Below are 12,677 nucleotides of genomic sequence, written 5' to 3'. Positions count from 1 at the left end.
ACACTCATTCGAAAATCCCGGATGAGTGTTTTTAATATGGGACGGTAGAACCTTGCAGAGATGGGAGTGAACCTTGCAGAGATGAGAGAGAACCTTGCAGAGACGGCAGAACCTTGCGGAGATAGAGGAGAACCTTGCAGAGATGAGAGAGAACCTTGCGGAGACGGGAAAGAACCTTGCGGAGACGGTAGAACCTTGCAGAGATGAGAGAGAACCTTGCGGAGACGGGAGAGAACCTTGCAGAGACGGACGAAAACCTTGCAGAGACGGGAGAACCTTGCAGAGACGGGAGAACCTTGCAGAGACGGAAGAGAACCTTGCGGAGACGGGAGAGAACCTTGCAGAAATGGACGAAAACCTTGCAGAGACGGACGAAAACCTTGCACAAAAGGGAAAACCCCTTGCTCCACAAAAAAATCCCCATGCCACCAACCGGCACAGGGACTAACCAAAACAAATCTACTCCACAATCTCTCCATCAAAAGCTGCTCGGTAAATCGCAGCGATCTCGTCTTTTCCTAGCTCCAGCGGACTACGAGCCAAAATGCGCTTCTGTTTTGTTGCGTCTTCCGTCAAGCTTTCTAAGGCGTTTTCTGGAATCTCGAAGCCTTGTAGGGTAGAAGGGATTCCTACGTCTTCTACTAATCTCTTTAGCTCAGCGACGCATTTATAGGATGCTTCCTCCTGAGATAGATTACTAGAGCTGAAGCCCATTGCTTCGTAAATATCTTTCATGCGTTTTTCGCAGCTTTTGCGTATGTAGCCCATGACATAAGGGAGCAGGACGGCGTTGGAATCTCCGTGAGCGATATGGAACTGACCTCCTAGTGGATACGCGAGTGCATGAATACCAGCAACTCCTGCGTTGAAGAAGGCAAGGCCGGCTAGATAGCTGCCGTAGCTCATATCGGTACGAGCTTGTTTGTCTTGACCGTTCGATACAGCGGTACGAATGGAATTGCTGATTAAACGAATGGCCTGCAATGCCAACGCGTCTGATACAGGACTAGCGTTTTTTGAAATATACGCCTCGACTGCATGGGTAAGTGCATCAACTCCAGTAGCAGCAGTAACCTTCGGAGGCAATGAAACAGTCAACGCTGGATCGACAATTGCTACGTCAGCCAATAAATAATCATGTGTCACAACGTCCTTAGTAGTCTCTAAAGATAGCACAGAGATATTCGTAACCTCAGATCCTGTCCCAGAGGTAGTAGGGATTAAAATCGTCGGTAGACCTTTATGAGTAATTTGCTTTGTACCAGTTAAATTCAAGTAATCCGCCACATTTCCTTCATGAGAAGCGATAACTCCAGCAAGCTTCGATAAATCGAGCGCACTCCCGCCGCCAACACCGATGACCATGTCAAAGGCATGCTCACGAGTATAGGAAACTAGCTTTTCTGCGATAGCTAAAGGTGGCTCAGGCACAACCTCTGTATAAATATCTACTGTATAGCCGGCAGACTCTAGTGGTTCCGATACTTGATTCGTCAATCCGATATCCTTTAAAAAGGGATCCGTGACGATTAATATTTTCTTCACTTCAAAGCGTTCCACTTCAGCTAGAAGATGGGATAGAGCATCCCATCCTGTGTAGCTGATTGGTGTGAACGTAATTTTTTCTGACATACTGCTCACTCCTTATTGATTATTCCAAACAACAAGCTTCGTTTCCGTCATTTCGTGGATTGCGTATTTGATACCTTCCTTACCGGTACCGCTATCCTTCACACCACCGTATGGCATTTGGTCCACACGATACGTAGGAATGTCATTGATCATGACACCGCCAACCTCTAGAAGCTTAGCTGCCTTAAAGGCTGTCTTAATATCGTTTGTGAAAATACCTGCCTGAAGACCGAAGCTTGAATCATTGATTGCTTCAATTCCTTCTTCAATAGAAGAAATGCGACTCACGCCGACGATCGGAGCAAATACCTCCTGGCAAGAAACCTTCGAAATCGCATTCACATTTTTCAAAATCGTAGGCTGGAACACATCGTTTTCAATCTTCCCACCAGTGATAATCTCTGCACCATGACCGACTGCCTCCTCGACCCATTCCAAAGCACGTTCCGATTCAGAAGTGGCGATCATTGCGGATATATCTGTAGCTGGATCGAAGGGGCTTCCAACGACAAGCTTTTTCGTCATCTCACTAAATTGTTCAATAAACTCCTCGAAGATTTCATCCATCACATACGTACGCTGTAAGGAAATACATACTTGGCCTTGATTAGAGAAGGCACCCATCACACATTTTTGCACGACATTAGCAAGGTCTACATTTTTATCGATGATCAAACCTGCATTAGAGCCAAGCTCCAGTGCAACCTTCTTCAAGCCAGCCTTATTACGAATTCCTTTCCCTACAGCAGGACTGCCGGTGAACGTAATCATCTTCACCTTGTCACTTTCCACTAAAGCATCTCCAACCTCGCGTCCACTACCAGTCACGACATTAAAAGCGCCTTTTGGTAGAGCCGTTTGTTCTATCAATTCTGCTAAAAACAGAGCAGAGAGTGGAGTCTGAGACGCAGGCTTCAACACAATCGTATTGCCGGCTGCAATCGCAGGTCCTACTTTATGAGCCACTAAATTTTGTGGGAAGTTGAACGGAGTGATCGCTCCGATGACACCGATCGGCTCCTCGATCGTATAGCCAAATCGATCCGCACCGTTTTTTGCAGCGTCCATTGGAATCATCTCGCCGGTTAAACGCTTCGCTTCCTCGGCAGCAAACTTATACGTTTCAATCGTACGGTCAATTTCCCCGTACGCATATTTCAGTGGCTTTGCGGCCTCTAATGAAATAATTTTTGCAGCCTCTTCACGATGTACGGCGAACAGCTGAGCAATTTGCTCCAATATAGCAGAGCGCTCAAATGCTGTCAGAGCTGCCATTTTTTCTCGAGCACCATGTGCCACTTCAATTGCTTCATCCACTTCCTCACGAGTTGCCTGTGGAATCTTCGCAATAAGCTCTTTCGTATGAGGGGAATATAGCTCCGCATATCTTTCAGAAGATTTCCATTCACCGTTTACATAATAGTTTTTTTCCATGTCGATCATCCTTTCATGATAAGTATTTTTCTTTTAACAATACTTTACCATTTGTATCAAGCAAATTCTTATGATAAGACTGATGTAGTAAATGAAATTGTATAGTTATTTTATATTGTCTATATTGAAGGAAAGAAGTATAATGTTTACGTATTCATATCTGAATAATTAGAAATGTATACGCATACATTGTATATCAAAATAAAAACAAACTATTAAAAGTTTGTTTTATATTTACTTGTGGTACTTCTTGGAAATATCTTAACAGGTTCTGTAATTTTAACGCAACCATTATTTTTATTTTCTATCATATCTATTAGTTTTTCAATGGCTAAATAACCTAGGTTCTTCCCTGAAACACTGCCTACAGTAGTAAGTTGGATAGATCCATGAGAGCTGAGATCTACGTTGTCTATTCCGATGATACTAATATCCTTTGGTATTACTAAACCAATGCGTATAGCACTATCAATCGTATTGAGCGCAAGAGAATCACTACCAGCACAAATTGCTGTAGGTGGGTTATCTCGCTTCATCAATTTGTAAAAGGACGCTGAAATGTCGGCACTTGTTGTATCAGTGTTAAAAATATATTTTTCATCGAGCATTATCTCATGATCTTTGAGTGCTTGACTAAAACCCTCGAAACGATGATGGAAAGTACTAAAGTTTTGCGGCCCGCCAATCCAGGCAATCAGCTTGTGACCTTGGTCTATCATGTGTTTTGCAGACAAATAGCCCGCCTCATAATTATCAATCTCAACAAAAAACTCATTGTGTTGATGCTTACGGTTATAGGTGATAAAAGGAACATTCATCCTCTTTAATTTTTCGAAAATAGGATCGTCCTTTAAAATACACGACAGTATTATTCCATCCACCTTATGCTCTAAAGCAATGGTATATGCATCATTTAGTTTTAAATCATTTACAAATTGTACTTGTATTCGGTAATCCATTTGACTTGCATAATTTACAATAGCAGTGGTTGTATCCACAAAAAAAGGATTGTGCAAGGGTCCAGATAAAAGAGCAATTGTCCGAGACTTATTTTGGACTAAGGAGCGAGCCTGTGCATTAGGTATGTAGTTTAAATCATTAATAGCTCTCTGGACTTTTTCCAGTGTTGGCTTCTTTACTAATTCAGGTGTATTTAAGACTCGAGACACTGTAGCCTGTGAAACTCCAGCTAACTTTGCTACATCTTTAGATGATACCAATGGGATTACCTCCAAAATAGAATAGTTTTATATTCTAATTAAATTATACAATTTTTATGTTTTCATAGCTATTTTACGTTAACATAATAAAAAATTTAGACACAAAAAATATTAGAGCTTTTAGGAATTATTTGAAAGTAAGGATGATATAATATAAAAATTCAGAAAATGTTGACAACTTACAGAAGAGAAAGTATATTTATTTCTGCAAACGTCAACACAAAAATGTAAACGTATTCATTAATTAAAAATAACATAGAAAGGACAAAAGAGATATGTAGATTATAAAGAAAATAACCCTGATAGATTTAGGAAATACAAAAGGAGAAGGTGCTGTTATGAGCGAGCTCATTAAAATTAATATAAACAATAAAGTCGCCATTTTAACAATCGATAATCCACCGGTCAACGTTCTAAGCAGTATAGTAGCTCGGAGCTTGTTAGAGGCATTTAGTGAGATGGAGAAAGATACGGATGTAAGGTCAATTATATTAACCGGGGCCGGACAAAAAGCATTTATGGCAGGTGCTGACATTAAAGAATTTCCTACCTGGCTTGGAAGAGATGACATGGTGGAGCATGTGACACTAAATCATCAACTCTTTCAGTATATTGAGAGATTATCAAAGCCAACTATTGCTATGTTGAATGGTCTGACACTAGGTGGGGGCTGTGAACTTGCTCTGAGCTGTGATTTTAGGATAGCCGAAGAGCATGTGAGAATAGGTCTGCCCGAGATCAACCTTGGAATTTTCCCAGGTGGAGGTGGAACACAAAGATTACCGAAACTGATAGGAATTCCAAAAGCTAAGGAATTAATGTTTTTTGGAGATAGCATTAGCGCGAAAGAAGCGCTATCAATAGGTTTAGTCAACAAGGTAATATCTTCTGGATCTGGGATGGATACAGCAGTACAAATGGCTATAAAGCTAGCTGAGAAATCATTGAATTCTATTAAAAATATTAAAGATTCCATGGAGCATGGATATGAACAATCTTTTAATGCAGGTATCCAAAGGGAAACGGATCTTTTTTGTAAAACCTTTCATCACGAGGATGCCTATGAGGGAATAAATGCTTTTATGGAGAAAAGAAAACCAGTTTTTTAGAGGTCTAAAAATGGATAGGGGGATGTAGGATGAGTGTATTTATGTTGTTGATTGGTTTAGCAATACTGATTTATATGACGGTCAAAGGAATTAACATTATTATCAGTGCTGTTACGGCAAGTGCTTTTGTTGCACTGACTTCTGGACAAGACATTATTGAAGCTATGACAGGGACTTATATGCAAGGATTTACTGGTTATTTTGCAACATACTTTTTACTGTTTCTATTAGGGGCTATCTTTGGAAAGGTCATGGCAGAAACAGGTGCTGCAGAGGCAATTGCTGAATGGGTTATGAAACTTATTGGTCCTAAGGGAGCTGTAATGGCAGTCGTGTTGGCTTGTGCGATTATGACTTATGGGGGCGTTTCGTTATTCGTAGTAGGTTTTGCTGTCTATCCATTAGCAGTATCTTTGTTTAGAAATGCAAATTTACCACGGAGATTTATCCCTGCTGCTTTAGTATTTGGTTCGGTTACCTTTACTATGTTCTTGCCAGGTTCACCTGAAATCCAAAATATCATGCCTACTGAATTTTTTGGAACGACGCCTTATTCGGGATTTTGGATTGGGATGATTGCGTCTGCATTTAACTTTGCTTTAGGTACCTTTTTCCTTCACCTACTCATTAGAAATGCGGTTAAAAAAGGAGAAAAGTTTGAAAAATACGACTCAGATGTGGAGACTGATGAAGATAACAAGAGAAATTTACCACACATTGTAGTGGCATTGTTACCCGTAGTTGTAGTGGTAGCCGGAATGGTTACGTATTCACAATTATTTGATGCCAATACTGCTGCTATCCTAGCTCTATTAGGCGCAATAGTCGTTGCTTGTTTGACAATGTTCAAGTTTATCACTGGTTTCTGGGAAGTGTTAGGGAAGGGTTCTAATGATGCAATCGTCGCTATATGTAACACCAGTGCTGTTATAGCCTTTGGTAAGGTTGCAGCCTTAACGACTGGATTCAATCAAATAGTAGAAACAGTATTAGAAATACCTGGCCCACCATTGCTAAGTATGGCTATTTGTATCAATTTAATAGCTGGATTGACAGGGTCAGCGTCCGGTGGTTTAGGAATTTCACTTCCAATTTTGGCACCAATCTATTTGAATATGGGAGTAGATCCAGGAGCGCTTCATAGAGTTTCCGTAATGGCATCTGATGGTCTTGCTTCTTTACCTCATAATGGATATATCGTTACTACCATTCGAAATATCAGTCATGAAACCTTTAAGCGAGCTTATCCTGCAGTCGCCTTGATGGCCGTAGTGCTTACAATGTGTGCAACTGCGCTTGCGGTAATTTTATTTACCCTATTTCCTTAACAAGTGAGTTTTCTTAAATGAGCGGACACTATAGTTGTAGAGGCAGAGGCACATGGGGGAGCAATAACTGTAAAAACATTCTTATCAACGAATAACTTATAGGAAGTGAGGCGAAACAAATGGAGAAGAAGGTAATGATTGTAGGGGCAGGTCTAATGGGAAGCGGTATCGCTCAAGCCTTTGCTCTAGCCGGTGTACCAGTAATTTTAACCGATCGCTCAGAGGAAGACTTAAACAAAGGTAAAAACTTTATCGATAAAAGCATTCAATCTATGTTGAAGAGAGAACGATACACAATCAAGGATGAACAGAGAATAAACGCTTCTATCCAATATTCAACTAATATCTCTGATGGGAAAGATGTAGAGTTAGTCATTGAAGCAGTCCCTGAAAGACTAGAATTAAAGCAACATGTTTTTAAGCAGCTTGATGAGATTGTACAACCAAATGCTATATTGGCAAGTAATACGTCGTCCTTATCAATCGCTGCAATTGGATCAGTAACCAGTAGACCAGATAAAGTAATTGGTATGCATTTTTTCAGCCCGGTTCCTATTATGAAACTATTAGAAATTATTACATCCATAGAAACCTCCGAAGAGACTCTAAATAGAGTAAAGGAATTTGGAAGGTTTATCAATAAAGAAACAGTGATTGCACAGGATTATCCCGGATTCATCGTCAATCGAATTTTATTACCGATGATGAATGAGGCAGCATTTTTAGTCATGGAGGGGACAGATCCCGAAGAGGTAGATCGGGGATTGAAGCTAGGCGCTAACCATCCAATAGGGCCATTACGCCTAGCTGATGAATGTGGATTGGATACAACTTTATATGCACTTGAAAGTCTTTACGAAGGTTTTGGAGATTCTAAATATCGACCATGTCCTCTACTTAAAAGAATGGTGGAGGCCGGTAAGCTAGGTAGAAAATCTGGCAAAGGGTTCTACGAATATAACTGATGAAGAAACAAACTAATCAGCTAGAAATCACAGAATATCATCTGTTGCTGCCTATGATATGGGAAGGTGATTTAAATTTACATTCCAATAAGCCCTTCATGGAAAACTCTAGCTTTAGACACTTTATTTTGCACGGTGACACTATCTTTAATCTAGCAATCTGTCTAATAGAAAAACAGGAATCACCTTTTACTCATATACTTGAATTTGAAAGTTCCTATAAGAGAAGTGTCACCGTAGGCGATAAAATTTATGTTATTTATGAGTTAAAAGGTGAACTCTTAAGTTTTCACGTTTATAAACTGGAAGAGGAAATGGTTATGGAAGGATCCCTAATCTTCTGTGATAAAGGGAGGATATAATAGCTTTGAGTTTTATTAAACAATTAATAACTCCTATTGAACGAACAATTTTTCAAACAGATGTTGCTCTATTTCATTCATTATTAAGTGATGAAAAGTTAAAATCCATAGATTATGTAGATAACCGTCTGCTTGTAATGGTTGGGATTGGGATATTAAACAGAACAATTAACCTAGAGGACTATTTAGTAGCGGTAGTGAGTCAAAAATGGAAATTTAATAAACAGGTAGAGATTGGTGAAACGATTTCCCTTAAGTACTGTATTCATTTTGATAAACAGATTAAAAAGAGATATGTATATGATATTCATATTGAACTTTTTGCAGATAATCAGACAGTTGCAGAGGGGATATGGGGGGTTATGTTGAACAATAAAATATAGAAGGGGGAGCAGACAATGTATTTAACAATAATAGAACCACGAGTTTCGGAAACAGACGGAGTAGGTCATATAAATAACACCACAGTACCAGTTTGGCTAGAAGGTGGTAGAAACAAGCTTTTCTCTTTATTCACTCCTGATCTTAACTTTAGTAACTGGAAAATGATTATCGTTAAAACTACGGTAGAATACAAGGCCCAAATTTACTTTGGAGAAGATGTAGAAGTTAAATGTTGGGTAAAACGTATAGGTAACACGAGTCTAGAGCTTTATGAAGAAATATGGCAGGGAGATAAACTAACTGTTCAAGCAACTACAATATACGTTAACTATAATGTACAGGAAAACAAGAGTGAGGTTATTCCTGACAGTATAAGAGAAGAGCTCGTGAAACATCTGTATAACGAGCAATAGGAGGGAATCCAGTGGACTCAAAAGTTATATACAAAGTAGAAGATAATATAGCAAGGATTATACTTAATCGACCGACAGCCTTAAATGCATTAGATAATGATATGATTGCAGACCTTATTTCCTGCTTAAATGAAACGAAAAAAGACGATAACGTACGTGTAATTATAATAGAAGGAACAGGCAAGACGTTTTGTGCAGGTGACGATCTTGTTGATATGGGAACAGACAAAAATCCAAATCCTACCGATAAACTGACCGAGTACTCTGATGGTTATCCTGCTGTGGTTTTAGCTATGAAAAATTTAGAAAAACCCATTATAGTGAAGGCACATAAATATGCATTGGGAGCAGGATGTGAAATTGCATTAGCGGCAGATTTTATCATTGCTTCGAACGAAACCAAGTTTGGACTTCCTTTCGTTTTAAGAGGAATTTCTGCAGGTACATACCTTTTGCAAAAACGTATAGGGTATCATAGGGCAGCTCGGTACCTCTTTTTAGGTGAGATGTTTGGAACAAAAGAAGCAAATGACTGGGGACTGCTGTATAAGCACGTTGAGCTAGAGCGATTGGATGAAGAGGTTTGGGATCTAGCAAGTCATTTAGCGAAAAGTGCCACAAGAGCAATTGGCTTAATGAAAAAGGCTATGCATAATAGTGAAAGTTTAACCGTAGAAAGTGCATTTCAAGTACAAACATATTCAACACTAGCCTCCTATCATACAGCAGATTATGCCGAGGGAAAACAAGCATTTATAGAAAAACGAAATTCAATCTTCAAAGGAAGGTAGGAACTATAATGCAATTAGTGCTACAAAACAAACCAATCCATTCATATATTGAGCAGCATGCAAAAACAACTCCTGAGAAAACAGCGATTAACTTTTATGGTAAGGAAATCTCTTATGGGCAGCTTTGGGATTCTATTAAACGTGTAGCAAGCTTTTTGACCGAACAGGGGATTACGAAGGGCGATACTGTTGCACTTTTTCTACAAAACTGTCCTCAATATGTTATTGCATTTTTTGCTATACAAAAGATAGGAGCAATAGCAGGACCATGTAATCCTATGTTTAAAGAATGGGAACTAAAGTACCAACTCAATGACCTGGAAGCAAAGGCTATATTCACCACTCCAGATCTATATGAAGTTTTTTATAAAATAGAAGAAGAAACTAAAGTCGAGAGCAAAATAATTACTAGCTACAAGGACTATTTGCCAGACGTCCCTTGTCCAGATTTTCCAGAACAGATTATAGAAAATCAATGGGAAGATACCTATGACTGGTCTTCTATATTACAGAATGAACAGTATAATAAGGACGTTAATGCAACAATAGATATGGCTGAAGATGTAAGCCTAATCATCTATACTTCTGGTACTACCGGTTCACCAAAGGGCGCCATGCTCACATTTCAAAACTCAGAATTTCAGGCAGCTTGTGTAGCCAAGAATTTCGGATTTACAAAAGAGGACACTTATATCAGTGTCATGCCAATATTCCATATAGCTGGAAAATTAGTCGGTTTACTAAGCGCTATGATGGTAGGAGCTTCAGTCGTACTCCTTACACGCTTCGATCCAAAAGGAATGCTTCAAGCATATGAACAATATAACGCAACCGTGTTATACACAACAACCCCGATGAATATTCAAATGTTGAGGGAACCTTCTATCAAGGGGATAGATTTTAGTAATCTGAAGATAGACATTGTAACCAGTTTTGGTGTTCAATTATCTAAAGAGATATCAGACGAATGGGAATCTATAACAGGTAAGCCGCTAATGGAATTTGCATACGGCATGAGTGAAACTCATACTGGCAATACAATGACTCCGCCTGACGACATTCGTTATGGTTCAGTTGGAAAGCCTACATTTGATACTGATATTAAAGTGGTAGATTTTGAAGATTACCATTTAGATAAAGCAGTAGGTGAACAAGGAATGATTCTTGTAAAAGGACCTAGTGTCTTCAAAGGATATAAAGGAAAAGAAGAGGAGACACAAAAATCTTTCTTCCATGATTACTTTATTACAGGGGATATTGGAACGTTCGACGAGGATGGCTTTCTCTACTTTCTAGGCAGAGTAAAAGAAATGATTAAATGCTCTGGTTATAGTGTTTATCCAGAAGAAGTGGAAAAAATGCTATCCCAACATGAAAAGATTAACCAAGTGGCAGTTATAGGTGTTCCGGACCCGGTTAGAGGCGAGTCGGTCAAAGCATTTATTGTCCTTGAAGAAGGAGTGCAATCAACCGAAGAAGAGATAACTGAGTGGGCCAAAGAAAGGATGTCCGCATACAAATACCCTCGTGAAGTTGAATTTATCAATGAACTTCCAAAAACAAGCTCCGGAAAAATTTTAAGACGTTTGCTGAAAAAAGAAAATGAATAACTCAATAAAATCTAAGAGACCAAAATAAGAATACGCTTCTATTTTGGTTTCTTTTTTCTGTTTCATAGGCAACAACTTCACATTTACATAAATATCCCTGCAATACTACTTAATAGATACATAGGAATGACCTAGTATTATCATAGTAGTCTTTGTGATATAATGTCTATATAGTTCGAATTTTGAAGGGAATGTTTTCATGTTTAAACCAAACCAACCAAAGACATCCAATAGATTGAAAACAATACTAGAGTTCAGTGACCTATGGGAATTAGATCAACAGGAGCGCTATGTTTTCCAATACTATCACAATAAGCTTAAGGGATTAGACCCAAACCAAATTAACATCCATGGTGTGGCATTGCATAAAAATGATAACGGGTTTATTATGACTGCAATCATTCGTCACTCCCTACAAAAAACATTGAATATGGAAGTCATTAGATTAGTAGTTAGAGATAAGGATGGCAACGATATAGCCCGTAAGGAGTTCAATATGGAGGTATTCGGTCTATTAAACTCTTTAAGAGCACGTCCTTGGATTTTTGAATTCGACAAGGATTCCTTGCTAGTGCCAGAGGAAGAAATCAAAGACAAAATGGAATTCGAAGTACTATTTGAATACCAGCAACCAGTTGTATCTGATTTTACATTACAATTAGACGAGAACTGGTCTAATGGGCTATCTCCAGAGCAGATTGCTTCACTTGAAGCTTCATTAGCTTCCATGGAGGCTGTGGAAGAAAACTCCTTATCAGTTAATGCCTTTCACTTTGCAGAAGTAGAAGATGGCGTCGAGGTATACGTAGTACTACGCAACGGATACAAAGAAGAAATCACTATCAGCAACCTACCAGTTCAACTATTAGACGCGGCAGGCGATGTAGTTGCAAAACTAGGCTTCCCATTAGAACAATTTGCTGTAGGATCTCATCAGGCTAGACCAGTAAGTCTTCACTTCCCGAAAAACGTATTCCAAAAAGAATCACCAGATTTCTCAAGCTGGAATGTTCAGCTAACACCACAAAACTAATCCAAGAACTCCTCACCAATCAATGGTGGGGAGTTTTTTTGTGGGAAAGATATAACTGGCGACAAAATTTCATGATATAATCCCTTTATTGTAAGAATATTGTAAAATAATTAATATCAATCATGCAGGGCAATGAGCTCATTTACTCAGCGAGCAAGATTTACAACAATCAAAACATAATTTACAACAATCAAAGTAAAATTTACGACAATAGGCAGCTAAATTACTACAATGAGCGTCTAATTTACTACAATGGCAATCCAGTTCAACTCGTCAAGCTAGATTTACGACAATTCCGGCATAATTTACAACAATAGTCGGGAATGTAAAATATTTTGTGTAAATGTATTACTATCTTTATTCTAAACACATACTTACTTTATCCGTTAAGGGGAT

General features: G+C 38.9%; 12 protein-coding genes. 9 read left to right on the top strand and 3 right to left on the bottom strand.

What is annotated here, in order from left to right:
• The first annotated feature begins 94 nt into the window (after positions 1-94).
• The gene (locus tag HF876_RS14030) at positions 95-448 is read left to right on the top strand and encodes a hypothetical protein (RefSeq protein WP_169360674.1); all 354 of its coding nucleotides are present in this window, start codon (positions 95-97) and stop codon (positions 446-448) included.
• An 11-nt stretch (positions 449-459) separates the two neighbouring features.
• On the opposite strand, the gene HF876_RS14025 is transcribed toward HF876_RS14030, so the two are convergent.
• The 3 genes from HF876_RS14025 to HF876_RS14015 all read right to left on the bottom strand — a co-directional run bounded on the left by HF876_RS14025 (position 460) and on the right by HF876_RS14015 (position 4,286).
• Positions 460-1,632, bottom strand: a complete 1,173-nt coding sequence (locus HF876_RS14025) for an iron-containing alcohol dehydrogenase (RefSeq protein WP_169360673.1) — start codon at positions 1,630-1,632, stop codon at positions 460-462.
• 12 nt (positions 1,633-1,644) lie between these two features.
• Positions 1,645-3,066 (bottom strand): aldehyde dehydrogenase family protein, encoded by a 1,422-nt coding sequence (locus HF876_RS14020; protein WP_169360672.1) that lies wholly within the window; start codon positions 3,064-3,066, stop codon positions 1,645-1,647.
• A gap of 215 nt (positions 3,067-3,281) precedes the next feature.
• On the bottom strand, positions 3,282-4,286 hold the full coding sequence (locus tag HF876_RS14015) for a LacI family DNA-binding transcriptional regulator (RefSeq protein WP_169360671.1): 1,005 nt from the start codon (positions 4,284-4,286) through the stop codon (positions 3,282-3,284).
• A gap of 338 nt (positions 4,287-4,624) precedes the next feature.
• Here HF876_RS14015 and HF876_RS14010 point away from each other — a divergent pair, with 338 nt between their 5' ends.
• The 8 genes from HF876_RS14010 to HF876_RS13975 all read left to right on the top strand — a co-directional run bounded on the left by HF876_RS14010 (position 4,625) and on the right by HF876_RS13975 (position 12,281).
• A complete protein-coding gene (locus HF876_RS14010; RefSeq protein WP_169360670.1) occupies positions 4,625-5,395 on the top strand; it encodes an enoyl-CoA hydratase/isomerase family protein in 771 nt (256 codons plus the stop codon).
• Between the two features lie 29 nt (positions 5,396-5,424).
• Positions 5,425-6,723: a GntP family permease gene (locus HF876_RS14005; RefSeq protein ID WP_169360669.1), complete on the top strand. Its 1,299-nt coding sequence runs from the start codon at positions 5,425-5,427 to the stop codon at positions 6,721-6,723.
• A 119-nt stretch (positions 6,724-6,842) separates the two neighbouring features.
• Positions 6,843-7,688, top strand: a complete 846-nt coding sequence (locus HF876_RS14000; protein ID WP_169360668.1) for a 3-hydroxyacyl-CoA dehydrogenase family protein — start codon at positions 6,843-6,845, stop codon at positions 7,686-7,688.
• A gap of 367 nt (positions 7,689-8,055) precedes the next feature.
• A complete protein-coding gene (locus HF876_RS13995) occupies positions 8,056-8,433 on the top strand; it encodes a hypothetical protein (RefSeq protein WP_169360667.1) in 378 nt (125 codons plus the stop codon).
• A 15-nt stretch (positions 8,434-8,448) separates the two neighbouring features.
• Positions 8,449-8,847: an acyl-CoA thioesterase gene (locus HF876_RS13990; RefSeq protein WP_169360666.1), complete on the top strand. Its 399-nt coding sequence runs from the start codon at positions 8,449-8,451 to the stop codon at positions 8,845-8,847.
• Between the two features lie 11 nt (positions 8,848-8,858).
• Positions 8,859-9,638 carry an enoyl-CoA hydratase-related protein gene (locus tag HF876_RS13985; protein WP_169360665.1) on the top strand — a complete coding sequence of 260 codons (780 nt, stop codon included), beginning with the start codon at positions 8,859-8,861 and terminating at the stop codon, positions 9,636-9,638.
• 8 nt (positions 9,639-9,646) lie between these two features.
• Positions 9,647-11,248: a class I adenylate-forming enzyme family protein gene (locus HF876_RS13980; RefSeq protein WP_169360664.1), complete on the top strand. Its 1,602-nt coding sequence runs from the start codon at positions 9,647-9,649 to the stop codon at positions 11,246-11,248.
• 199 nt (positions 11,249-11,447) lie between these two features.
• Positions 11,448-12,281 carry an SLAP domain-containing protein gene (locus HF876_RS13975; RefSeq protein WP_169360663.1) on the top strand — a complete coding sequence of 278 codons (834 nt, stop codon included), beginning with the start codon at positions 11,448-11,450 and terminating at the stop codon, positions 12,279-12,281.
• Positions 12,282-12,677 lie beyond the last annotated feature (396 nt).

Source organism: Psychrobacillus sp. BL-248-WT-3, from assembly GCF_012843435.1.
GTDB lineage: Bacteria > Bacillota > Bacilli > Bacillales_A > Planococcaceae > Psychrobacillus.
This window is presented reverse-complemented; position numbering and strand designations above follow the sequence as displayed.

What these genes read in the sequence shown, in the direction of transcription:
- HF876_RS14025 (WP_169360673.1), bottom strand. Translation starts at nt 1,632, where the DNA reads ATGTCAGAAAAAATTACGTTCACACCAATCAGCTACACAGGATGGGAT.
- HF876_RS14020 (WP_169360672.1), bottom strand. Translation starts at nt 3,066, where the DNA reads ATGGAAAAAAACTATTATGTAAACGGTGAATGGAAATCTTCTGAAAGA.
- HF876_RS14010 (WP_169360670.1), top strand. Translation starts at nt 4,625, where the DNA reads ATGAGCGAGCTCATTAAAATTAATATAAACAATAAAGTCGCCATTTTA.
- HF876_RS14005 (WP_169360669.1), top strand. Translation starts at nt 5,425, where the DNA reads ATGAGTGTATTTATGTTGTTGATTGGTTTAGCAATACTGATTTATATG.
- HF876_RS14000 (WP_169360668.1), top strand. Translation starts at nt 6,843, where the DNA reads ATGGAGAAGAAGGTAATGATTGTAGGGGCAGGTCTAATGGGAAGCGGT.
- HF876_RS13990 (WP_169360666.1), top strand. Translation starts at nt 8,449, where the DNA reads ATGTATTTAACAATAATAGAACCACGAGTTTCGGAAACAGACGGAGTA.
- HF876_RS13980 (WP_169360664.1), top strand. Translation starts at nt 9,647, where the DNA reads ATGCAATTAGTGCTACAAAACAAACCAATCCATTCATATATTGAGCAG.
- HF876_RS13975 (WP_169360663.1), top strand. Translation starts at nt 11,448, where the DNA reads ATGTTTAAACCAAACCAACCAAAGACATCCAATAGATTGAAAACAATA.